General features: G+C 67.8%; 20 protein-coding genes. 18 read left to right on the forward strand and 2 right to left on the reverse strand.

From position 1 onward, the window contains the following. Positions 1 to 120: 120 nt before the first annotated feature. Positions 121 to 381: a 30S ribosomal protein S20 gene (gene rpsT, locus ACQ3HB_RS06230; protein WP_430918733.1), complete on the reverse strand. Its 261-nt coding sequence runs from the start codon at positions 379 to 381 to the stop codon at positions 121 to 123. 315 nt (positions 382 to 696) lie between these two features. Between rpsT and lepA the strand changes: the two genes are divergently transcribed. The 3 genes from lepA (at position 697) to hemW (ending at position 4,629) form a co-directional block, all read left to right on the forward strand. After that, the gene (gene lepA, locus ACQ3HB_RS06235) at positions 697 to 2,547 is read left to right on the forward strand and encodes a translation elongation factor 4 (RefSeq protein ID WP_430918735.1); all 1,851 of its coding nucleotides are present in this window, start codon (positions 697 to 699) and stop codon (positions 2,545 to 2,547) included. A 199-nt stretch (positions 2,548 to 2,746) separates the two neighbouring features. Continuing rightward, the gene (locus tag ACQ3HB_RS06240; protein WP_430918737.1) at positions 2,747 to 3,391 is read left to right on the forward strand and encodes a DUF1990 family protein; all 645 of its coding nucleotides are present in this window, start codon (positions 2,747 to 2,749) and stop codon (positions 3,389 to 3,391) included. An 11-nt stretch (positions 3,392 to 3,402) separates the two neighbouring features. Continuing rightward, entirely contained in the window at positions 3,403 to 4,629 is a 1,227-nt protein-coding gene (gene hemW / locus ACQ3HB_RS06245) for a radical SAM family heme chaperone HemW (protein ID WP_430918738.1), read from the forward strand. A gap of 41 nt (positions 4,630 to 4,670) precedes the next feature. Here hemW and ACQ3HB_RS06250 read toward each other — a convergent pair whose 3' ends face one another. Next, entirely contained in the window at positions 4,671 to 5,261 is a 591-nt protein-coding gene (locus ACQ3HB_RS06250) for a DUF4870 domain-containing protein (RefSeq protein ID WP_430918740.1), read from the reverse strand. 213 nt (positions 5,262 to 5,474) lie between these two features. On the opposite strand from ACQ3HB_RS06250, the gene hrcA reads away from it, so the two are divergent. The 15 genes from hrcA (at position 5,475) to ACQ3HB_RS06325 (ending at position 23,278) form a co-directional block, all read left to right on the forward strand. Further along, positions 5,475 to 6,497 (forward strand): heat-inducible transcriptional repressor HrcA, encoded by a 1,023-nt coding sequence (hrcA, locus tag ACQ3HB_RS06255; RefSeq protein ID WP_430918742.1) that lies wholly within the window; start codon positions 5,475 to 5,477, stop codon positions 6,495 to 6,497. Between the two features lie 84 nt (positions 6,498 to 6,581). Further along, on the forward strand, positions 6,582 to 7,700 hold the full coding sequence (gene dnaJ, locus ACQ3HB_RS06260; RefSeq protein ID WP_430918744.1) for a molecular chaperone DnaJ: 1,119 nt from the start codon (positions 6,582 to 6,584) through the stop codon (positions 7,698 to 7,700). 1 nt (position 7,701) lies between these two features. Further along, positions 7,702 to 8,436 (forward strand): 16S rRNA (uracil(1498)-N(3))-methyltransferase, encoded by a 735-nt coding sequence (locus ACQ3HB_RS06265; protein ID WP_430918745.1) that lies wholly within the window; start codon positions 7,702 to 7,704, stop codon positions 8,434 to 8,436. A gap of 79 nt (positions 8,437 to 8,515) precedes the next feature. Further along, positions 8,516 to 8,869: an HIT domain-containing protein gene (locus tag ACQ3HB_RS06270; protein WP_430918747.1), complete on the forward strand. Its 354-nt coding sequence runs from the start codon at positions 8,516 to 8,518 to the stop codon at positions 8,867 to 8,869. A gap of 79 nt (positions 8,870 to 8,948) precedes the next feature. Beyond that, positions 8,949 to 9,962, forward strand: a complete 1,014-nt coding sequence (locus tag ACQ3HB_RS06275) for a PhoH family protein (RefSeq protein ID WP_430918926.1) — start codon at positions 8,949 to 8,951, stop codon at positions 9,960 to 9,962. Beyond that, positions 9,959 to 10,426, forward strand: a complete 468-nt coding sequence (gene ybeY / locus ACQ3HB_RS06280; RefSeq protein WP_430918749.1) for an rRNA maturation RNase YbeY — start codon at positions 9,959 to 9,961, stop codon at positions 10,424 to 10,426. Before ACQ3HB_RS06275 ends, ybeY begins: the two co-directional genes overlap by 4 nt. Beyond that, the gene (locus ACQ3HB_RS06285; protein WP_430918751.1) at positions 10,426 to 11,769 is read left to right on the forward strand and encodes a hemolysin family protein; all 1,344 of its coding nucleotides are present in this window, start codon (positions 10,426 to 10,428) and stop codon (positions 11,767 to 11,769) included. The genes ybeY and ACQ3HB_RS06285 overlap by 1 nt, the downstream gene beginning before the upstream one ends. Positions 11,770 to 11,771: 2 nt before the next feature. Next, positions 11,772 to 12,680, forward strand: a complete 909-nt coding sequence (era, locus tag ACQ3HB_RS06290; RefSeq protein ID WP_430918753.1) for a GTPase Era — start codon at positions 11,772 to 11,774, stop codon at positions 12,678 to 12,680. Between the two features lie 142 nt (positions 12,681 to 12,822). After that, complete coding sequence (locus ACQ3HB_RS06295; protein ID WP_430918755.1) at positions 12,823 to 14,100, forward strand: alpha/beta hydrolase; 1,278 nt, start codon at positions 12,823 to 12,825, stop codon at positions 14,098 to 14,100. Continuing rightward, positions 14,097 to 16,760 carry a bifunctional lysylphosphatidylglycerol flippase/synthetase MprF gene (locus ACQ3HB_RS06300; protein ID WP_430918758.1) on the forward strand — a complete coding sequence of 888 codons (2,664 nt, stop codon included), beginning with the start codon at positions 14,097 to 14,099 and terminating at the stop codon, positions 16,758 to 16,760. The genes ACQ3HB_RS06295 and ACQ3HB_RS06300 overlap by 4 nt, the downstream gene beginning before the upstream one ends. Before the next feature lie 198 nt (positions 16,761 to 16,958). Beyond that, positions 16,959 to 18,719 (forward strand): 2-isopropylmalate synthase, encoded by a 1,761-nt coding sequence (gene leuA / locus ACQ3HB_RS06305; RefSeq protein ID WP_430918760.1) that lies wholly within the window; start codon positions 16,959 to 16,961, stop codon positions 18,717 to 18,719. A gap of 291 nt (positions 18,720 to 19,010) precedes the next feature. Further along, positions 19,011 to 20,192 (forward strand): sensor histidine kinase, encoded by a 1,182-nt coding sequence (locus ACQ3HB_RS06310; protein ID WP_430918762.1) that lies wholly within the window; start codon positions 19,011 to 19,013, stop codon positions 20,190 to 20,192. Between the two features lie 130 nt (positions 20,193 to 20,322). Then, a complete protein-coding gene (locus tag ACQ3HB_RS06315; protein ID WP_430918764.1) occupies positions 20,323 to 20,988 on the forward strand; it encodes a response regulator in 666 nt (221 codons plus the stop codon). Between the two features lie 134 nt (positions 20,989 to 21,122). After that, the gene (locus tag ACQ3HB_RS06320) at positions 21,123 to 21,881 is read left to right on the forward strand and encodes an ABC transporter ATP-binding protein (protein WP_430918766.1); all 759 of its coding nucleotides are present in this window, start codon (positions 21,123 to 21,125) and stop codon (positions 21,879 to 21,881) included. Then, positions 21,878 to 23,278, forward strand: coding sequence for an ABC transporter permease (locus ACQ3HB_RS06325; RefSeq protein WP_430918768.1), 1,401 nt, complete (start codon positions 21,878 to 21,880; stop codon positions 23,276 to 23,278). Before ACQ3HB_RS06320 ends, ACQ3HB_RS06325 begins: the two co-directional genes overlap by 4 nt. Positions 23,279 to 23,334 lie beyond the last annotated feature (56 nt).

Consider the following 23,334-nt stretch of genomic DNA (forward strand, 5'->3'; position numbering starts at 1 on the left):
CCGGAGAAGACCTGCGCCGGAAACAGAGAAATCCCCCGGTCCAGGACCGGGGGATTCTTCTGAATGCTTCACACACCGACGAGTCGATGCGGCTGCTGCTCCGTATGGAGCGAGCGCTGCTTAGAGCGCAGCGACCTGCTTCGCGATGGCCGACTTGCGGTTCGCAGCCTGGTTCTCGTGGATGACGCCCTTGCTCACGGCCTTGTCGAGCTTCTTGGTGGCGAGCTTGAGGGTGGACTCGGCCTTCGCCTTGTCGCCGGCGACAACTGCCTCGCGCGTGGCGCGGACGGCCGTGCGAAGTTCGCTCTTGACCGCCTTGTTGCGCTCCTGAGCCTTCTTGTTGGTGCCGATGCGCTTGATCTGCGACTTGATGTTTGCCACGTTTTGGTCACTTTCGTTTCAGGGATGTTGTGTCTGATGCCGGTCCGCGAAGAGGGCGCTTTCCAGCGAGTTCTCGTGTGGTCTCAACTCACACGCAAGCCAACAGACAACTATACGCGGTTCCGAGGCGGATCGACAATCGATTCCCAGCGCTCTCGCGGGCGTGTCGTGGGCGCGAGAGCGGCGCGAGGTCAGAGGAGCGCTCGAGGAGCGTTCCGTCCGGGACGACGCCTCCACCGATTGTCCCACGGGCTCCGGAGCATGGGACAATGGACGTTGCCCGTTTGATCGATCACTCAAGACCCCTAGGAACGCGTGAGCCCCAAAGCCCTGAAGGCCCTCGAGCCGGCCGCGACCGACCCCGCGTTCATCCGCAACTTCTGCATCATCGCGCACATCGACCACGGGAAATCGACCCTGGCCGACCGCATGCTGCAGATCACGGGTGTCGTCTCGGACCGCGACATGCGCGACCAGTACCTCGACCGCATGGACATCGAACGTGAGCGCGGCATCACGATCAAGAGCCAGGCCGTCCGGATGCCGTGGGAGTTGAACGGCGAGACGTTCGCGCTCAACATGATCGACACGCCGGGTCACGTCGACTTCACCTACGAGGTCTCGCGTTCACTCGCGGCCTGTGAAGGCGCGATCCTCCTGGTCGACGCCGCACAGGGCATCGAGGCGCAGACGCTCGCGAACCTCTACCTGGCGCTCGAGAACGACCTCGAGATCATCCCGGTCCTCAACAAGATCGACCTGCCGGCGGCGGACCCCGACAAGTACGCGAAGGAGATCGCGAGCCTGATCGGCGGTGAGCCGGAGGACGTGCTGCGGGTGTCCGGCAAGACGGGCATGGGCGTCGAGGAACTCCTCGACCGCGTCGTGAGCCGCATCCCGAACCCCAAGGGCGACCCCAACGCCCCGACACGGGCCATGATCTTCGACTCCGTGTACGACACGTACCGCGGCGTCGTCACCTACGTCCGCATGATCGACGGTCAGCTGAGCCCGCGCGAGCGCATCCAGATGATGTCGACGCGCGCCGTCCACGACCTCCTCGAGATCGGTGTGAGCTCCCCGGAGCCGGTCCCCACGAAGGGTCTCGGCGTCGGCGAGGTCGGCTACCTCATCACAGGTGTGAAGGATGTCCGTCAGTCGAAGGTCGGCGATACCGTGACCACGGCGATCAAGCCGGCCACGGACGCGCTCCCCGGCTACACGGACCCGAAGCCCATGGTCTTCTCCGGTCTCTACCCGATCGACGGCAGCGATTACCCGATCCTCCGCGACGCACTCGACAAGCTCAAGCTCTCCGACGCATCGCTCAACTACGAGCCGGAGACGTCCGTCGCGCTCGGCTTCGGCTTCCGTGTCGGCTTCCTCGGCCTCCTGCACCTGGAGATCATCACCGAGCGCCTCGAGCGCGAGTTCGATCTCGACCTCATCGCCACGGCGCCGTCCGTGACCTACGAGGTCACGACGGAGGACAAGCGGAAGGTCATCGTGACCAACCCGAGCGAGTTCCCCGGCGGCAAGATCATGGAGGTCTCCGAGCCCATGGTCAAGGTGGGCATCCTGGCCCCCAAGGACTACGTGGGAACCATCATGGAGCTCTGCCAGAGCCGTCGTGGAGCGCTCCTCGGCATGGAGTACCTCGGTGAGGACCGCGTCGAGCTCCGATACACGATGCCGCTCGGTGAGATCGTCTTCGACTTCTTCGACCACCTCAAGAGCCGGACGCAGGGCTACGCCTCGCTCGACTACGAGCCCTCCGGTTCGCAGGCAGCCGACCTCGTGAAGGTCGACATCCTCCTCCAGGGCGAGCAGGTCGACGCGTTCAGCGCCATCGTCCACCGTGAGAAGGCGTACGCCTACGGTGTGCTCATGACCGAGCGACTCAAGAAGCTCATCCCGCGCCAGCAGTTCGAGGTCCCGATCCAGGCCGCCATCGGTGCGCGAATCATCGCCCGTGAGTCGGTTCGTGCCATGCGCAAGGACGTCCTCGCCAAGTGCTACGGCGGTGACATCACCCGCAAGCGCAAGCTCCTCGAGAAGCAGAAGGAGGGCAAGAAGCGCATGAAGATGGTCGGCAAGGTCGAGGTTCCGCAGGAGGCGTTCATCGCCGCGCTCTCCGGTGACGTGGAGTCCAAGGACAAGAAGTAACACGAGCGACGTTCGTCGCTTTCGTCGCTTTCGTCGCTCCATTAGTCGCCGGCGGGCGATGTCGGTCGATGTCGCCATCCGATCTCATCGGTCGATGTCGGCGGTCGCTCAGCCGATCCGTCCTACACTTGATGCCGAACACTTCGCCGGTCACGACACTTCCCGTCGCCCGGCCCCCGATGCAAAGGACTGGTAGCACGTGCGACGCTCATCGTTCGAGGATGAAGCGGTCGACTACGCCGCCGTCGGCGCGACGCAGGCCCCCGACCTCATGCAGTATCCGCCGGAGGGCTACACGCCCTCGCAGGACTCGTTCCGCCTCGGCAGCGGAGCGGAACGCTTCGCGCTCGCGTCCGCCGCGCTCCTGACCTGGGGCTTGCACCGTTCGTGCGGCCTCGAGGTGACGGACGTGCACCCGGGCACCGGCGTCCAGTACAGCGGCATCGCGTTCGACACCGACGGAACGCCGCTCGAGGCGATCGAGAACCACGCAGAGCAGCGCTTCGCCGAGGACGGCACCCCGTTCATCACCCCCGGGACGACCGTCCACCTCGACGGAACGGTGAACGGCGAGCCCGTCTCCGGCCCGCACCGCGTCATCTACGTCGTCGAGGACCCGACGCACGTCTCCCTCGCGCTCGGAACGATGGAGGGCGACCCGGAGAGCGGTGAACAGGCGTTCACGATCGAGCACCGCGACGACGACTCCGTCTGGATCGGCGTCCGTTCCTTCTTCACACCGACCGGCGCCAAGTACAAGCTCGTCGGCGCGCTCGCGAAGCGCCGCCGCAAGCAGCTCAACTTCGCCTACCTGCACGCGCTCCTGCCTGCTCGCGTCAGCTGAGCGGGCCCGTCGTGCCGAGCGCTCTGCCCCTCGCCGATCCAGCACCTGCTGACGGCCTCCTTCCCTCTCTCGCCGCGGTCGATGCCGACAGCAGACGGTTCGGCGTGTACCTGCACGTCCCGTTCTGCCGCGTCCGCTGCGGCTACTGCGACTTCAACACCTACACCGCGACCGAACTCCGCGGTGCGAAGCAGTCCGACTACGCCGACGAGGCCGTCCGGGAGCTGCACTTCGGCCGCACGGTCCTCGATGGCTCCGGCGTGCCGGCTCGTCCAGCGTCGACGGTCTTCTTCGGCGGAGGCACACCGACGCTCCTGCCCGCCGACGACCTCGTACGCATGTTCCACGGCGTCGTGGAAGCGTTCGGACTCGCCGAGGGCGCAGAAGTGACGACGGAGGCGAATCCGGACTCGGTCGATGCGGCGTACCTGCAGCGACTCGCCGACGCCGGGTTCACGCGCGTCTCCTTCGGCATGCAGTCGGCGGTGCCGCACGTCCTCGCGACCCTCGAGCGCACGCACGACCCCGAGCGAGTCCCACTCGTCGTCCAGTGGGCGAAGGACGCAGGTCTCGACGTCAGCCTCGACCTCATCTACGGCACACCGGGCGAGTCGCTCGACGACTGGCGTGCATCGCTCGACCGCGCGATCAGCTGCGCGCCCGATCATGTGTCGGCGTACTCGCTGATCGTCGAACCGGGCACGAAGCTGGCCCGCCAGATCCGCTCCGGCGAGGTGGCGACTCCGGACGAGGACCTGCAGGCCGACATGTACGAGCTCGCCGACGGACTCCTCGCCGATGCCGGATACGACTGGTACGAGGTCAGCAACTGGTCGAAGGGGCCGCAGCACCGGTCGCAGCACAACCTGTCCTACTGGACGGGCGAGGACTGGTGGGGCGTCGGGCCCGGTGCGCACAGCCACGTCGGCGGGGTCCGCTGGTGGAACGTGAAGCACCCGGCCGCCTACGCGCAGCGCATGGCCGCGGGGGAGTCGCCGGCGGCGGGGCGGGAGACGCTCGACGATGATACGCGCGAGCTCGAGCGCATCCTCCTCCTCACCAGGACGCGCGACGGCATCGCTCTCCGCACCCTGGCGCCCGAAGCGCGGACGGCCGTCGCAGGCCTCATCGCCGACGAGCTCGTGAACGCGAAAGCCGCCCTGCGGGGCCAGCTGGAGCTGACCCGTACAGGGCGGCTGATGGCCGATGCCGTCGTGCGACGACTGGTCGGCGAGTAGCGAGGACCGCTTCCCGAAGACCTGTGACCAGGTCCTCGCGACTAGTTCTTGATGAACGCGATCGAGAGCGGGTAGGTGTAGAGCTCGCCCTTGTTGGCCTTGACCGCGGCGATGATGCTGAACACCACGACGACCACGGCGACCGCGAGGAGCACGACCGCACCGATCACGACGAAGGTGAGGATGAGGCCGACCACGTAGGCGATGAGCATCGTCAACTGGAAGTTGAGGGCCGCGAGCGAGTGCGAGCGCACGAACGGTCCGCGGTCCTTGAGGACCAGGTAGCCGATGAGCGCGGGCAGGAACGCGAAGAAGATGCCGCCGATGTGGATGAGCGTCGCCCACAGCTTCTCATCGGCAGGGCTCATCTGCGGTGCAGGTGCACCGTACCCGGCGGGCGGGGCGTATTGGGCTCCGGGAGGCGGCGGGTAGCCGCCAGCCGGCGGGTAGGCGCCCGGCTGTGCCGGACCGGGAGGCGGCGGGTAGGACCCGGCGGGCGGGGGAGTCGGAGCGCCAGGGGCGCCCGGCGCGGTCGGAGGAGGCGTCGGTCCGCCGTCACCAGTGGGAGGCACGGGCGGAACGCCGCCGCCTGCTGTTGGGTCGACGGGCGGCTGAGCGTTCGGGTCAGACATCTTCGCACCTTTCACGGTTGGAATATCCAGGTTGTCCAGCAGAGCGTATCGCACCCCTGTTCAGGGGACCGGACCCTCTGGGTTCCCCACGCTATTCCTCACCTGTCGCGGGGCGCAAGGGGAGCGCACGACCGCGTCGACGAGGGGATCGTGCAGACGATCGCGATATGATGAGCAGTCACGATGTGAGAGTGCTAACGGGAGGTGATCGACATGGTGTCCGATCGGAGTCTCGAAGTCCTCAGGGTCATCGTCCAGGACTACGTCGCATCGCGTGAGCCCGTCGGCTCGAAGACGATCGTGGATCGCCACTCCTTCGGCGTCTCCGCCGCCACCATCCGCAACGACATGGCGCAGTTGGAGGAGGAGGAGCTGATCGTCGCTCCCCATACTTCGTCAGGCCGCGTCCCCACGGACAAGGGCTACCGCCTCTTCGTCGACCACCTCGCGGATCGGCGTCCGCTCAGTACTCCGCAGCGCACGGCGATCGAGACCTTCCTCGGTGCCTCGAGCGACCTCGACGAGGTGCTGCACCGCACGGTCCGCCTGCTCGCGCAGCTCACGAATCAGGTCGCGCTCGTGCAGTACCCCATGTTCTCGCGCGCTCGCGTACGCCACCTCGAACTCGTGACGGTCACTGCCACGCGGGTGCTCGCCGTCATCATCCTCGACAACGGTCGGGTGGAGCAGCGCCTCGTCGAGACGGAGACGCCCGTCGACGACGAGACCGTCGCCTCCCTCCGCGGTCGGCTGAACGAAGCCGCTTCCGGACGCGCCCTCCTCGAAGCGCACGATGCGCTCGGAGCAGTGGTCGACACCGTGCCGGAGGCGGATCGCGCAGTCGCCGGCCGGATCGTCGACGCCGTCCGCGAGCAGGTCTCTGCGGAGCGCCAGGACCGCCTCGTCATGGCCGGTGCAGCGAACCTCGCCCGCACCGAGGACGACTTCCCAGGGAGCATCTACCCCGTGCTGGACGCCATCGAACAGCAGGTGGTCCTCCTCCGCCTCTTCGGTGAGATGGAGGCCGAGCAGGACGGTGTCGCTGCCAGCATCGGCCGGGAGAACGCGTCCTTCGGACTCGAGACGACGAGCGTCGTCGCGAGCAACTACCGTTCCTCTGGTGGCGAAATCGCGCGGTTGGGTGTGCTCGGTCCGACGAGAATGGACTACGCGACCAATATGGCGGCCGTTCGCGCCGTCGCACGATACCTGTCGCGCATACTCGACGCCGAGTGATCGAACGTCCCCGGGCTCTCACGGGGTGGAGACGACCTCGTTCCGGGGAGAGCGCCGGAACGTCCCTTGAACGAAAGGCCCGCAGTGGCTGACCAGCCCGACCACTACGCAGTCCTCGGCGTCGCACGCGACGCATCCCCCGAGGAGATCAAGAAGGCGTACCGCAGGCTCGCCCGCGAGTTGCACCCCGACGTGAACCCCGGCTCCGACGCATCGGAGCGCTTCAAAGAGGTCACGCACGCCTACGACGTCCTGAGCGATGCGAAGCAGCGCCAGCAGTACGATCTCGGTCCGCAGGCCGGTGGCTTCGGCGATGCCGGCTTCGGCGGCTTCGGCGACATCTTCGACACCTTCTTCGGAGGCGGCGGCGGCGGGAACCGCGGACCCAAGTCGCGTCGTGCGCGTGGCGAGGACGCACTGCTCCGGGTCGAGCTCGACCTCGACGAGGTCATCTTCGGCACGCACCGCGACCTCGAGGTCGACACGGCCGTCCTCTGCGGGACGTGCAACGGCTCGTGCTGCCAGCCGGGCACCTCGCCCGTCACGTGTGACATCTGCCACGGCACCGGCAGCATCCAGCGCGCCGTCCGTTCCCTCCTCGGCAACGTCATGACCTCATCGCCCTGCGGCACGTGCCGCGGCTACGGCACGATCATCGCGACGCCGTGCGTCACCTGCCAGGGCCAGGGCCGCATCCGTGCCCGTCGCACCGTCTCGGTCGACATCCCGGCCGGCGTCGACACCGGTCTGCGGCTGCAGATGCCGGGCAGCGGCGAGGTCGGGCCGGCAGGCGGACCGAACGGCGACCTCTATCTCGAGATGAAGGTGCGGCACCACGACGTCTTCAGCAGAGACGGCGACGACCTCCTCGCCACGCTCGAGGTTCCCATGACCGACGCCATCCTCGGCCGCCAGGTCACGGTCCACGCGCTCGACGGCGACGTCGAGCTCGACCTGAAACCGGGCGTGCAGAGCTCCGAGGTCATCACGATCAAGGACCGCGGGGTCACGCGTCTCCGCGGCAACAGCCGTGGCGATCTGCGCATCGGCATCCAGGTCATCACGCCCACGAAGCTCGATCACAAGGAACGCGAACTCGTGAAGACGTTCGCGAACGGTCGCCGCCAGGGTCCGCCGGCCCTCGCCCAGTTCCAGCAGGGGCTGTTCGCGAAGATCCGCGACCGCTTCCACGGCGCGAGCTGACATGAGTTCGCTGTACTTCCGGGAAGACCTCGAATCCACGAGTGTGGGGGAGAACCTCATCCTCCGCGGACCGGAGGCGAAGCACGCCGTGTCCGTGAGCCGGTTGCGCGTCGGGGAATCGACGTCGATCGGCAACGGACGCGGGCTCGTTGCCTCTGGACCGGTCGTGCGCAGTGAACCGGGCGAGCTCGAGATCCGCGTCGAGAGCGTGGTGCTCCACCCGGAGTCGCGTCCCGAGATCGTGCTCGTGCAGGCGCTCGCGAAGGGCGACCGCGACGAACTGGCCATCCAGGCCGGAACAGAGCTCGGCGTCGACGGCATCATCCCGTGGGGCGCCGAACGCAGCGTGTCCCGTTGGCAGGGGGACAAGGCCGTGAAGGGTCGCGCACGCTGGCAGACGATCGTGCGTGAGGCGTCGAAGCAGTCGATCCGAGCACGCGTTCCCGAGGTCGCCGAGGTGTCGGACACGAAAGCGCTCGCGAAGCTCGTCGCAGGACGAACGGTGCTCGTCCTCGAACCGACCGCGTCGATCGCGCTCAGTGAGCTCACGCTCGACCCCGAGACCCCCGAGATCCTGCTCGTCGTCGGCCCGGAAGGCGGCATCTCGCCCGCTGAACGTGAACGACTGGTCGATGCCGGCGCCGTCGAGGTCAGACTCGGCTCCGGGGTGCTCCGCACCTCGACCGCCGGGCCGGCCGCGATCTCCGCGCTCAACGTCCTGCTCGGTCGTTGGTGAGTGCGCTGGAACACACCGTCGTCCTCCGCGTCCACGTCCTCACGCTGCACTCGCTTCCCCGGAACTCTAGGATGGAAGCATGAGTGAAGAGCCTTCGGTGTTCGCCAAGATCGTGTCTGGGGAGATCCCCGCGACCCTCGTCGCGGAGACCGACCGTGTCATCGCCTTCCCCGACATCGCCCCGCAGGCGCCGGTGCACCTGCTGATCGTCCCCAAGACGGAGCAGTACCGGAACGTCGTCGAACTCGCCGCCGGAGACCCCGGTCTCCTCGCCGAGATGATCTCGGTCGCCGAGTCGCTCGCCGCGGAACACACGGCGGGAGAATTCCGCCTCGTCTTCAACACGGGCGCCTCAGCAGGCCAGACCGTGTTCCACGTGCACGCGCACCTGCTCGGCGGCGTGCTGCCGGAGGGATCCCTTGGCGGACAGTAGCCACAGCGGAGACCGGGACGACGCTCCGACCGACTCGACGGCGACCGAGGAGTTCACGCTCCTCGTCGACGGCGTCGCCATGGTCCGACTGCTCGGCCCGCAGGACCGCCTGCTGACCACGATCGAACGCGAACATCCCGGCGTCTCGGTGCACGTCCGAGGCAACGAGATCACCATCAGCGGCGAGGCCGCACAGGCCAGACTGGCCAAACGACTGGTTGAGGAGCTCATCACCATGGTCCGAGAAGGACACGACCCTGGACCCGCGGAGGTCAGCACCTCCGCACGCATCCTCGGCAAGGACGACCAGGCGTCGCCATCCGATCTCCTGGGACAGTCGATCCTGACCACGCGCGGCCGTTCGATCAGACCGAAGACGGTCGGTCAGAAGGAGTACGTCGACGCGATCGACCAGAACACGATCGTGTTCGGCATCGGCCCGGCTGGAACCGGCAAGACCTACCTCGCGATGGCGAAGGCCGTCCAGGCGCTGCAGCGCAAAGAGGTCAACCGGATCATCCTGACGCGTCCAGCCGTGGAAGCCGGTGAACGCCTCGGCTTCCTTCCGGGAACCCTGACCGACAAGATCGACCCGTACCTGCGCCCGCTCTACGACGCACTCAACGAGATGATGGACCCGGAGGTCGTGCCGAAGCTGCTCGCGGCCGGAACGATCGAGGTCGCGCCGCTCGCCTACATGCGCGGGCGCACCCTCAACGACTCGTTCATCGTGCTCGATGAAGCCCAGAACACCTCGCCGGAGCAGATGAAGATGTTCCTCACCCGCCTCGGGTTCGGTTCGCGCATCGTCGTCACGGGCGACATCACGCAGATCGACCTCCCGACGGGTGCGTCCGGGCTCCGGCTCGTGACGCGCGTGCTCAAGGACATCGACGACATCCACTTCTCGACGCTCACGAGCGAGGACGTGGTGCGCCACAGCCTCGTCGGCCGCATCGTCGACGCGTACGGCGAGTACGACGCCGTCCGCCAGGCGCAGCGCTTCGAGCGTGAGCAGGCGGCCGAGTTCGCCAACCGCGCCGAGCGCCGCGGATCCACCAGAGACCACCAGCCGAAACGAGGCCGTTCGTGACCATCGAGATCAACAACGAGTCCGGCGTCGTCGTCGACGAGGCCCGGATCCTCGACCTGGCGTCGTTCGCGCTCGACTCCCTGCACGTGAGCGCGGACGCCGAGCTCGCCATCGTGCTCGTCGACGAAGCCGCCATGGAACAGCTGCACGTGCAGTGGATGGACGAGCCCGGCCCGACCGACGTCCTCAGCTTCCCGATGGATGAGCTGCGTCCCGGCACCGAGGACCAGCCGACCGGCCCGGGCCTGCTCGGCGACATCGTCCTGTGCCCCCAGGTCGCCGAGTCCCAGGCCGAGACGGCCGGTCACCCGACGATCGACGAGCTGCAGCTGCTCACGACGCACGGCATCCTCCACCTCCTCGGCTTCGACCACGCCGAACCGGACGAGGAGCGCGAGATGTTCGGCATCCAGCGCGACATCCTGCTCGCGTTCGCGATGAAGAACCGACGCGGCTCCGCCTGATGTCATTCATCACCGTCGCCGTCGTCGCCGCGATCCTCCTGGTCGCGTTCGCCGGTCTGATGGCGGCCGCGGACGCGGCGATCTCCGTGCAGTCGAGGGCCGACATCCTCGAACTCGCGGACCGTTCGCGTGCGAAGAAGTCCCTCCAGGCGATCGCCGGCGACCCCGACGCGCACGTCAACGCGATCAACTTCACGAGAATTCTCGCCGAGACCACCGCCGCCGTCCTCGTGACGCTCGCCCTCGCCCTCGCGATCGACATCCCGTGGCTCGTCCTCGTCCTCGCCGCGCTCATCATGACGATCACGTCCTTCGTGCTCGTGGGTGCGAGCCCTCGAGGCGTCGGACGCACCCACGCCAAGGGCATCCTGCAGTTCAGCGCTCCGCTCATCCGCTTCGTCCGGCTCCTGCTCGGCCCCGTCGCGAGCCTGCTCGTGGCGCTCGGCAATCGTGTGACTCCCGGCATCTCCCGCTCGGTCTCCTTCACCTCGGAGGAGCAGCTCCTCAGCATGGTCGACGAGGCCGCAGCGCAGTCCGTCCTCGAGGAGGACGACCGGGAGCTCATCCACTCGATCTTCGAGTTCAACGAGACCGTCGTCCGCGAGGTCATGGTGCCGCGCACCGACATGGTGTCCCTGCAGCTCAGCCTCTCGGTTCGTGAGGCGCTGGACATCTTCCTCGAGACCGGGATCTCCCGCGCGCCCGTCACGGCAGGCGACATCGACGACATGCTCGGCATCCTCTACCTGAAGGACCTCGTGAAGGCGATGTTCGACGCGGGCGAGGTGCCCCCCGCCGATCGGGCCGCCATCGACACCGCCGATGCAGCCGACATCGATGCGGAGCCGCTGCGAGCCCTCCTGCGCCCAGCGACATTCGTTCCGGAATCCAAGAAGGCGGACTCGCTGCTGCAGCAGATGCAGCTCGACGCCAATCACATCGCCATGGTCGTCGACGAATACGGCGGCATCTCCGGGCTCGTGACGCTCGAGGACCTCATCGAGGAGCTCGTCGGGGAGATCTCGGACGAATACGACACGGACGTGCCCGACGTCACCGACCTGGGCGACGGCAGCTTCCGGGTCGACGCCCGCCTCCCAGTCGACGAGCTCGGCGAACTCTTCGGGATCGAACTCGACGACGACGACGTCGACTCCGCCGGCGGACTGCTCGCGAAGACCCTCGGACGCCTGCCGGTCATCGGCTCGTCCGTCACCGTCAGCGGCCTCGTGCTCACGGCAGAACGCGTCGAGCGCGGTCGTGGCCGGATCCGCACCGTCATGGCCCGTCGCAGCGAAGAACTCACGGACGCGCAGAACGCGTTCACCGAACAACAGGAGTGAACATGACCGAATCAACCGGGACACCGGACTACCGGGCAGGATTCGTCTCCTTCGTGGGACGCCCGAACGTGGGCAAGTCCACGCTGACGAACGCCCTCGTGGGGGAGAAGGTCGCGATCACGTCCTCCAAGCCGCAGACGACGAGACGAGCCATCCGGGGCGTCGTGCACACGGAGCGGGGGCAGCTCATCGTCGTCGACACTCCGGGCATCCACCGTCCGCGCACCCTGCTCGGCCAGCGCCTCAACGACCTCGTGCAGTCCACCCTCTCCGACGTCGACGTCATCGGGTTCTGCATCCCGGCCAACGAGAAGCTCGGCCCGGGCGACCGGTTCATCAACGAGACCCTCGACGCCTTCCCGAGGGCGAAGAAGGTCGCGCTCGTCACGAAGACGGACACGGCCAACAAGGCGACGATCGCCGAGCAGCTGATGGCGATCTCCGAGCTCCGCACCTGGGACGCCGTCATCCCGATCTCGGCGGTGACCGACGACCAGCTCGACATCCTCGTGACGGAGCTCCTGAAGCTCATGCCCGTGTCCGAGCCGCTCTACCCGGCGGATGCGACGACCGACGAGAACCTCACCGACCGCGTCGCGGAACTCATCCGTGAAGCCGCGCTCGAGGGCGTGCAGGACGAGCTTCCCCACTCGCTCGCCGTGACGATCGACGACATGATCAAGCGCCAGGATCAGGATCTCATCGACGTGTACGCGAACGTCTTCGTCGAGCGCGACAGCCAGAAGGCGATCATCATCGGCAAGGGCGGATCCCGTCTTCGCGATGTCGGCGCACGCGCTCGCGCCGGTATCGAACCGCTCATCGGCTCACGCGTCTACCTGTCCATCCGCGTGAAGGTGGCCAAGGACTGGCAGCGCGATCCCAAGCTCCTCGGCCGGTTGGGCTTCTAACGCTCAGCGGTTCACAGCGGGCCCTTCCTGGGTGTCCGTTGTGAACCGGCTTCGACTCCGCTGAAGAACCCCTTTCGGCAGCCCCAGAGCGTTCGTCGCCGGACATACTGAGTGGCGGACATGCCGAGGAGTTGAACACGTGGTGAACTGGATATTGGGCCTTCGAATCGACCGGCCGGAGTTCGTGAACGTGCTCGCGATCATCGCGGTGGCCGTGCTCGTCCTCCTGCTCGTGCGAGGAGGCGGCCTGCGTCGGGTGCTGATCCCGCTGGCCGCCGGCATCGTCGGCCTCGGCCTCGGCTTCGGACTGGCGTGGCTCCTCGGCGACCAGCTCAACGTCTTCGGCATCGAATTGACCCCGACCACCCGGTGGTGGGCGGCACTCGCCTTCGCCGGGGTGTTCATCGCCCTGGCGAGCCTTCGGAAGGCCAGGGCCTGGCGGAAGGTCGTCGCGATCGTCGCTGTGCCGCTCATCGTGCTCGTCGGGGCTGCGGGGGTCAATCAGGACTTCGGCGAGTTCCGGACGGTGCGCGACGCACTCGGCATCAGCCCGTACGGGCAGTACGACGCTTCGACCCATGCCCAGACGTCGACGACGCTCGCTGACTGGACGGCTCCGGCCGACATGCCGGCCGACGGCATCGTCGAGCGCGTCGACATCCCGTCGACGACGTCAGGGTTCGCGCACCGTCCCGCCCTCGTCTACCTGCCGCCGGCCGCGCGCACGTCGAACCCTCCGAAGCTCCCCGTCCTCGAGATGTTCAGCGGCCAGCCGGGTCAGCCGTCCGACCTGTTCCAGTCCGGCCAGATCGACGCGGTCCTGAACGCGTACGCACGCGCCCACGGGGGAGTGGCGCCCATCGTCGTCGTCCCGGATCAGCTCGGCGCACCCGACCGCAACCCCATGTGCGTCGACGGACCGCTCGGCAACGCTGCGAGCTACCTCACGGTCGACGTCCCGACCTGGATCCGTGAGAACCTGCCGGTCGCGACCGATCGTTCGCAGTGGTTCGTCGGCGGCTTCTCCGAAGGCGGCACCTGTGCGATCCAGTTCGGATCCGCGCACTCGGACCTCTACGGCGGCATCCTCGACATCTCGGGCGAGGTCGTCCCGACGATCGGAACGGACACGGTCGCGAAGGGCTTCGGCGGGTCGCAGGCCGCGTACGCCGCGGCGGCGCCGATCGCCATCATGCAGTCGAAGACCCCGTACGAGGACACCGTCGCGATCTTCGGCGTCGGCCAGGACGACCAACGCTACGGTCCACGGATCCATGAGATGGCCGACGCCGCGAAGGCCGCGGGGATGAGGACGACCACGCTCGTCTCGCCAGGCACGGCCCACGACTGGCACACTGTTCACCGGGTCTTCACGGACGCCCTTCCACTGATGGCTGCACGAATGGGGCTCGATTCATGAGCGAGGTATCGAACGAGGGGTCGCCTGAGGCGGACTCCGAGGCGATCGCGACGAGGCACGACGGCCCGAAGCAAGCCGGGCCGAGGCAAGCCGGGCCGAGGCAGCCGGCGCCGAACGTGCCGGAACCCAAGCAACCCGCCGCGGCGACCCCGTTGATGCGTGTGCTGAAGTCCACCCTGCAGAACTCGTGGGTCACGATCACCTACGCGCTCATCGTCATCGTCATGACGATCGTGATGGCGCCGAAGCACGTCACCGCGGGTCACAGCACCCTCGGCCACATCCCACCCGCCGCGCCCCAGGAATCCTTCCTTCGCGAACTCCTCGGGACCGGCTACTCGGAGGCCGTCGTCGACGGCCGTTGGTGGACGCCGCTCACCTCGATCCTCGCGACCGACTCCATCGCCGGGCTCGTCCTGTTCCTGCTGATCGGCATCCCGGCGCTCCTCGTCGCGGAACGACGTCTGGGACCGTCGCGCACGGTCGTCGCGATCGTCGTGACCGCCGCCGTCGGCACGTGGATCGGACTCGGCCTCCAGACGCTCGGTCACCTCCGGGGCGAACTCTGGTCGTCGCACGTCGCCGGACTCGTCGTGTTCGACCCGGTCTCCGGGGCACTCGGCGCCCTCGTCGCCGCCAGTGCGTTCATCGGCCCGCTCTGGCGTCGACGGATCCGCGCACTGAGCCTCCTCGGCTGCCTCCTCTTCGTGCTGTACTCCGGGCTCCCACAGGACCTGTACCGCCTGCTCGCCGTCCTCGCCGGGCTCGGGCTCGGGATGCTCATGGCGCCCCGCCGCACGACGAAGCGGCGTCAGCGCAGCTCGCACCACGAGATCCGGGTGCTGCTCGCATCCGCCGTGACGATGCTCGCCGTCGGCCCACTCATCACGATCCTGTCGAGCAGGCATCTCGGTCCACTCGCGCCCATAGCGCTCCTCATGCAGGACAACATCCCCGATGCGACGGGCGCCGTCGACCAGTGCCGGTTCACGGGCAACTCGATGCAGTGCATCCACGACCTCACGCTCCTCCGCATCGACGGGCCTGGGTCGGTCCTGCTCTCCCTCGTGCCGATGCTCGCCCTCCTCCTCGCTGCGCGCGCCCTCGCTCGCGGCCGCCGATTCGCCGTGTGGTTCGCCGCAGTCGTCCTCGCGGGCTTCGCGTTCGTCGGCGCCGTCTCCTTCGGCTTCGGTGCGGTCATCTCCCCGAAGCAGAGCGGCACGCACCTCCACTCGGTGGAGGTCGCCGCAGCGCTCTGGGCGTCCGTGCTCGTCCCGCTCACCGTCGCCGTGCTGCTCATCGTGTTCCGGCGGAGCTTCCGCGTCCGCTCCACGCGGCGGAGCATCCTCGGCTATCTGCTGGTCGTCGTGGGCTCGTGGTTCGTCCTCGGGCTCGTCTTCGTCGTCGGCTCGTTCCTCCTGCGGGACCAGTTCTCGCCCGTGCCAGACCTCTGGACGATCATCGTGAGTGCTCCGGAACGGTTCATCCCCGTGTCCTATCTGCGGCACATCGTCCCCGGCTTCCTGCCGATCGATCAGGCCGCAGGGGCGCTGTACCACTCGGTGGGGCCGATCTGGTGGTCCATCGTGCTGCTCGCGACCGCATGGCCCCTGCGCAGCGTGCTCGACGACCTCCGTGGGGCAGACGGCCAGCGTGTGACGACCCTGCTCGCCCAGGGCGGCGACTCGATCTCCCACATGAACACCTGGCAGGGCAACCGCCACTGGTTCGACGACCGGGCGCGCGCCGGCATCGGCTATCGCGTCATCAGCGGCGTCGCCGTGACGACGGGGGAGCCGTTCGGCGCCGACCGGCACGATCCAGAGGTCGTCAGACGGTTCGCCGCATTCTGTGACGACAACGGCTGGACTCCCGCGTTCTACAGCGTCGGTGCCGCTTACGGCGAGGTCTTCCACGGTCTCGGCTGGCGGAGCCTCGAGGTGGCTCAGGAGACCGTGCTCCACCCGCAGTCGTGGAGCACGACGGGCAAGAAATGGCAGGACATCCGCTCGTCGATCAACCGCGCCGACCGGGCCGGCATGCAGACCGTCTGGAGCTCGTACGGGGCGCTGAGCGTCTCGGTCGCCAGGCAGATCACCGAGATCTCCGAGGAGTGGGTGGCCGATCGCGAACTTCCCGAGATGGGCTTCACGCTCGGCGGACTCGCTGAACTCAAAGATGCCGACGTCCGCCTCCTCATCGCGGTCGACGCCGAGGGGGCGGTGCACGCCGTGACGAGCTGGCTGCCCGTGTACCGCGATGGCGTCGTGGTGTCCTGGACCCTCGATTTCATGCGCAGGCGCTCCGACAGCATGAACGGCGTCATGGAGTACCTCATCGCGGAGGCGGCCCTCCGGTTCCAGGCGGACGGCATCGAGGAGATGAGCTTGTCGGCCGCGCCGCTCGCGCAGCTCGGCGGGAAGGACCCGGCGGAGGACGGCGTCATCGAACGAGTCCTCCGGTACCTGGGCGACGCGCTCGAACCGGTCTACGGCTTCCGTTCCCTGCTCGCGTTCAAGAACAAGTTCCAGCCGGAGGAGCGCATCCTGCTGCTCTGCTATGCCGACCCCATCGCCCTGCCGTCCATCGGTCTGGCCGTGGCACGGGCGTACCTGCCCGACCTCTCCGTCCGTGACGCGGCCGCGCTCGTCCGCTCCTGATCCGGTTCGTGCAACGCTGCCTGCCGCCCGGAATCAGGCCGACATCGCCCGGATGACGGTCGCCGACGATGGTGGTATGGTGAAACCGTGCTGTTCGGTTCGCTTCTCCTTAGCTGCCGCGACGAGTCCTAGTTTCAGGCCTCACTCGTCGCGGAGTTCGTCGTCGGCTGCAGACATCCACGAGGAGAACAACAGATCATGAAGAACGCACAAACAGCATCGGCCATGCCGATCCACCGCTACCGCTCGTACCAGGAGCAGTTCGCCGTCTCGCTGCCCGACCGCACGTGGCCTGACAAGCAGATCACCGTCGCTCCGCGTTGGTGCGCCGTCGACCTGCGCGACGGCAACCAGGCCCTCATCGACCCGATGAGCCCCGAGCGCAAGCGCATCATGTTCGACCTGCTGGTCAAGATGGGCTACAAGGAGATCGAGGTCGGGTTCCCGTCCGCGAGCCAGACCGACTTCGACTTCGTCCGCAGCCTGATCGACGAGGGCGCCATTCCGGACGACGTCACGATCCAGGTCCTGACGCAGGCGCGCGACCACCTCATCGAGCGCACCTACGAATCGCTCCAGGGCGCCAAGCAGGCCATCGTGCACCTGTACAACTCGACGAGCGTCCTGCAGCGTGACGTCGTGTTCCGCACCGACCGCCAGGGCATCATCGACCTCGCCCTCCACGGCGCACGCAAGTGCCGCGAGATGGAGTCGACCGTCCCGGACACCCAGATCTACTACGAGTACTCGCCGGAGAGCTACACGGGCACCGAGCTCGAGTTCGCGGTCGACATCTGCAACCAGGTCGTCGAGATCCTCGAAGCGACGCCAGACCGCAAGGTCATCATCAACCTGCCGTCGACGGTGGAGATGGCGACGCCGAACGTCTACGCCGACTCGATCGAGTGGATGAGCCGCAATCTCGCCAACCGCGAGAACATCATCATCTCCCTGCACCCGCACAACGACCGCGGCACGGCGATCGCTGCGGCTGAGCTCGGCTACCTGGCGGGCGCCGACCGCATCGAGGGCTGCCTCTTCGGCAACGGTGAGCGCACCGGCAACGTCGACCTCGTCGCACTCGGCATCAACATGTTTACGCAGGGCGTCGACCCGCAGATCGATTTCAGCGACATCGACGAAGTCAAGCGCACAGCTGAGTACTGCAACCAGCTCCCCGTCCCTGAGCGCAGCCCGTGGGCAGGCGACCTCGTCTTCACGGCGTTCAGCGGCTCCCACCAGGACGCCATCAAGAAGGGCTTCGAAGCGATGGCCGTCACGGCCGCAGAGCGCGGAACCGACGTCAAGGCGCTCGAATGGGCCGTCCCGTACCTGCCGGTCGACCCGCAGGATCTCGGCCGCAGCTACGAAGCCGTCATCCGGGTGAACTCGCAGTCCGGCAAGGGCGGCGTCGCCTACCTGCTGAAGACCGACCACGCGCTCGACCTGCCCCGCAAGCTGCAGATCGAGTTCTCCGGCGTCGTGCAGGCCAAGACCGATGCAGAGGGCGGCGAGGTCACGAGCTCCCAGATCTGGGACATCTTCCAGGACGAATACCTGCCCGCCGCGATCGACGACGCCAAGTGGGGCCGGTTCGAGCTCCAGTCGACACGGACGTCGAGCGACCTCGGCGGCAGCGTCGAACTCGCCGTCACCCTCCGCGACGGCGACCAGGTCGAGGATCGGACGGCGCACGGCAACGGTCCCATCGCCGCTTTCCTCAACGTCCTGTCGGACCGTGGCATCGAGGTGACGCTCTACGACTACGTCGAGCACGCTCTCAGCGCCGGCGGCGACGCGCAGGCCGCGGCCTACGTCGAACTCAACGTCCTCGGGCTGCGCCTGTGGGGCGTCGGCATCGACGCCGACATCTCCACCGCTTCGTTGAAAGCCGTCGTCTCGGCCGTCAACCGGGCCGTTCGCTCCACCGTCTCCGAACGGGAGCTCGCAGCCATCTAGACCGGAGCCGACCGACGCCTCGCGTCGGCCGTCTCCTCCAGCGCCGAGCGCGAGCACCAACCACGCTCGCGTCGCGCTTCGTGTGCGGGAGGGCGCCCCAACCGGGCGTCTCCCGCACACGTTTTGCGTTGTACGGGGAAGCTGTCAGTCGGTGCAGCTCTCACGACCGGTCGGACGCCCCTCCGGTGAGGGCACTCGATCCGTACATCCGCAGGATGATCTTCGCGGCCGGAGGGGATGGTACGGGCCCCTGGACGCGCATCGCGTCGACGGAACGCCTACCGTTGAAGGATGTTCCGTCCGCTCCGCTCCGGCCAGCTCGTCGTCGACATCGTGCTGCCGTCGGTGTTGTTCGTGCTGCTCGCCCCTCCGTACCTCGGTCGTGTGGGCTTGTACGTCCTCGTGCTCACCGGCATGTGCGTCGCCCTCGTGTTCCGTCGTCTGTCTCCCACGCTCGCCCTCGCGATCGCCTGGTTCACGGCGATCGTGCAGATGCTGCTCATGCTCGCCCCGGATCCCGCGAACTTCGCGATCCTCGCGATACTGTACTCGGCGGCGGCCTACGGTTCCAACGTGGTGCGCTGGGTGGCGTTCGGCTCGGCGTTCGCCGGTGCGGCGCTCGTCGCGCTCTACACGGTCGTCCTGCCCGCCTTCGTCCCTGGGCTCGCGGAGCGGCTGAGCCCCTGGAGCGTCCCCGGCGACCGGCCCTCCGCCGTCGTCGCGCTCTCGGTCACGATCTTCTTCGTCTTCCTCGCCACATTCGCGTTGGCGTGGACGGCCGGCGTCCTCGTCCGCACGTGGCGCAAGGGACGCGAGAGCCGCGCGGCCCAGATGCGGGCGGAACGCGATGTCGTCGTCGAGCAGGAGCGGAATCGCATCGCGAGGGACATGCACGACGTCGTCGCGCACTCGCTCGCCGTCGTCATCGCTCAGGCGGACGGCGCCAGGTACGCCCTCGCGGCGGATCCGGAGTCAGCCGATCGGGCACTCCGCACGATCGCGGGCATCTCGCGCGAGGCCCTCGCCGACGTGCGGGTGCTGCTCGGTCAACTCCGCTACCAGGAGCAGGAGGGCCCGCAACCGGTCATGGCCGACCTCGGGCGGTTGTACGAGCAGATGCGCGGAGCCGGTGTCGAGGTCGACGTGCGAACGGTCGGGCAGGAGGGGCCGGTCGCGACGGGATCGCAGCTCGCCGTCTATCGCATCGTGCAGGAGGCACTCACGAACGCCCTCCGCCACGGACAGCCGGGATCCGCGATCGAGGTGCACTTCGACTGGACCGGACCGAACCTCCAGCTCTGGGTCGTCAACGCCTTCGACCCGATGCGCGCGAAACCGGGCCTCAGCCACGGACTCGCCGGGATGAACGAGCGGGCCTCGCTCGTCGGAGGTCGTTTCGCGGCAGGCCCTTCGGACGGTCGCTTCGTCGCGTACGCCTCCATCCCGCGCACTGCCGAAGCGGCGCTCGCGTGAGGCCGGCTCGTCCGCCTGCGCCCTGTGGGACCGCGTGTCGTACACTCACGAGCACGGCGACCGGCGCTCCACGGACGCCGGCCAGAGCAACCCCCGAACCGACCGAACCGATCTCAGAGGCGACCACAGCATGACCATTCCCATCCGCGTCGCGCTCGTCGACGATCAGTCCCTCTTCCGCGGCGGCATCAGGATGCTCGTCGGCTCCCAGCCGGACCTCGAGGTCTGCGGCGAAGCGTCGGACGGTCGCGAGGCGGTCGACCTGGCCGTCTCCACCCACCCTGACGTCATCCTCATGGACATCCGCATGCCGGTCATGGACGGGATCGAGGCGACGAAAGCGATCCTCGCCGGTGCCGCGAGGCGAGGCGAGGAACCACCGCGCATCCTCGTCCTCACGACCTTCGACCTGGACGAGGCCGCTGCGACGGCGATCCGGAGCGGAGCGAGCGGCTTCGTCCTGAAGGACGCGGAACCGGAGTTCCTGCTCGCCGCGATCCGGACCGTGCACGCCGGAAACGCGGTCATCGCGGCCTCCGCGACTCGCGAGCTCTTCGCCCATTTCGACTCACGCCCGGAGGCGCCGGCTGTTCCCGAGCGCTATCGCTCGCTCACCTCCCGTGAACAGGAGATCTTCCTGCTCGCCGCGAGCGGCCTGAGCAACTCGGAGATCGCGGCGAAGGAATTCCTCAGTGAAGCAACGGTCAAGACCCACATCAGCCGGATCTTCGGCAAGTTGGAGGTGCGCGACCGCGTGCAGCTCGTCGTGTTCGCATTCGAGCACGGCCTCGTCTGAGGCAGCTCAGCCTCCCGACACGCATGTCCGGTGACGGTCCTCCGATCCTGCGGCCGAACGTCATCCTGCTGATGTAGCGGGGATCGCTCCAGCGCCTGATGTCCGACAATTGACGCCTCCGTAGCGTTGCAGGCATGGACACTTCACCCCTCTCACCCCTCGTCGCGCGCGTCGACGGGCTCCGGAAGAGCTATGGCTCCGACGCGAACCGCGTGACCGCCCTCGACGACGTCACCCTCGGCATCCGGCGCGGCGAGTTCACCGCGATCATGGGACCGAGCGGTTCTGGCAAGTCGACGCTCATGCACATCATGGCCGGCCTCGACCAGGCGACCAGCGGTCGTGTGCTGCTCGGCGACACCGACATCACGAACCTCGACGACGCGGCGCTCACGATCATCCGGCGCCGGCGCATCGGATTCGTCTTCCAATCGTTCAACCTGGTCCCGACCCTCGACCTGCAGCAGAACCTCATGCTGCCGTTCGAGCTCGACGGCCGCCGCCCGAGCCGCGAGGAACAGGCCTGGGTCGACCAGCTCGTCGTCACGCTCGGGCTCGAGTCGCGCCTCAAGCACCGTCCGCACGAGCTCTCGGGCGGGCAGCAGCAGCGCGTCGCGATCGCACGGGCGCTTGCGACGAGGCCCGACCTCGTCTTCGCGGACGAACCGACGGGCAACCTGGACTCCCGCACCGGTCGGAACGTCCTCGCGCTCCTCGCCGCGGCGACCAAGCAGTACGGCCAGAGCATCGCGATGGTGACCCACGACCCGGTCGCTGCGAGTTACGCGGACCGCATCGTCTTCCTCGCAGACGGCACGGTCGTCGAGGACCGCGGTCGTTCGACGCCGGAGGAGATCTCGGCGTACATGCTGAGCATGGAGCGTGCGGCGTGAAGACCTTCCGCGTCCGCGACCACCACTCGAGCCTGCTCGTCGCGACGCTGAGCAGCGCCTTCGGAGTGGTCCTGCTCATGGTCACCTCATCGCTCGCGGTCGTCATCGAGGCGGACGACGTCACCGGTTCGAGCGGAACAGTCGTCATCATGCTGGCGATCGCCGCCGCCATCTTCGTGTCGATCGCGATCTACGTGAGCGCCATCGTGACGGCGAACACCTTCGCGACGATCGTGGCGGGACGGACCCGGACGATCGCCCTCCTGCGCCTCATCGGGTCGAGCGCCAGGACGCAGCGGAAGTCGTTCGCCACCGAGGGCGTCGTCGTCGGACTGCTCGGCAGTGCAGCAGGACTCGTCTTCGGCCTGCTTGCGGCGATCGGGTTCACGCAGCTCGGCGTCGCGCTCGGCTCACTGCCGTCGCTCGACTACCCGCTCATCACACCGACGGTGGTGCTCCCCGTGGCCGCGGTGGTCCTGACGACCTGGCTCGCCTCCTGGATCGGCGCGCGTCGAGTCCTCACCGTGACGCCGATGCAGGCGATCGCGGGTTCGCAGGAACTCAGCCGGGAGGAGAGTACGGCTCGTCCTGGACGGAACGCGACCGCGATCGTCCTGTTCTCCCTCGGCGTCCTCCTGCTCGTCGCCGGGGTGGCCGTCGGTCTCGTGTCGCCCTTTGGCGTCCTGATCGGCATCGTCGGCGGGATCGTCTCCTTCACGGGACTCGTGATCGGCGCCCACCTCGTGATGCCGCCGGCGCTGCGGCTCGTCGGGCGCTGGTTCGGTTCGAGCGCGCCCGCGAAGCTTGCCGCAGAGAACGCGGTGCGGTATCCGGAACGGAGCTCGCGCACGACGATCGGCCTCGTCATCGGCGTGACCCTCATCACGATGTTCGCGGTCGCCGCCGCCAGCTTCCAACAGTTCATCGAGGGAGCGCGGGCAGCGCAGCCGGAGGTCTACGAGGGCATCGACACCGTGCTCAACATCACCGTCGGCGTCTTCTCCGCGCTCATCGGCCTGAGCGCGCTCATCGCAGCGGTCGGGATGGTGAACAACCTCTCGCTGAGCGTCCTGCAGCGCACCCGGGAACTCGGACTCCTCCGCGCACTCGGCTTCTCTTCGAAACAGGTACGTCGGATGATCCTCCTGGAGAGCGCCCAGCTCACGACGGCGGCAGTCCTCGTGGGGCTCGTCCTCGGCATCTTCTACGGCTGGGCCGGAGCGCAGTCGATGTTCGGCGCGATCAACGGGAGCCCTGGGCTCATCGCGCCAGCGGTGCCGTGGCTCGTGGTGGGGATCATCGTGGTCCTCGCAGCGGTGCTCACCGCAGCGGCAGCCGTGACACCGTCTCGGCGCGCGACCCGGATCGCACCGGTCGCCGCCTTGGCCGTCGACTGAGGCGGCCCCGCCGACCGGTTCTCCGGACGGCGGCGCGTGACCGGCGGACGTCGTGC

The organism is Plantibacter lichenum, assembly GCF_050587525.1.
GTDB lineage: Bacteria > Actinomycetota > Actinomycetes > Actinomycetales > Microbacteriaceae > Plantibacter.